This is a genomic window from Achromobacter sp. SIMBA_011 (assembly GCF_046535435.1).
Taxonomy (GTDB): Bacteria; Pseudomonadota; Gammaproteobacteria; order Burkholderiales; family Burkholderiaceae_B; genus Achromobacter; species Achromobacter dolens.
On the sequence record NZ_JAWRWN010001294.1, the window covers coordinates 1 to 232 of the forward strand.

Here is a 232-nt window from a genome sequence, read left to right on the forward strand (position 1 = left end):
GGCCGGCGTCGCCGACCTGTCGAATACGTCGAACCTGTTCAGCTACCAGTTCGGCCTCGTGTTCAAGCCGGTGACGAACGTGAGCCTGTACGCGTCGTACGGCACGTCGTCGAACCCGCCGGGCTCGAACGCGGGCCTCGGCGGCGGCTCGGACCAGATCACCGCGACGAACCAGGATCTCGCGCCCGAGCGCTCGCGCAACATCGAGGTCGGCGCGAAGTGGGACGTGCTG

1 protein-coding gene is annotated in these 232 nt (G+C 68.1%); it reads left to right on the top strand.

Translation table 11 applies throughout. The features are described from left to right. On the top strand, positions 1-232 hold a 232-nt coding region (locus tag SB816_RS35250), incomplete at both ends, for a TonB-dependent receptor domain-containing protein (RefSeq protein WP_410548657.1).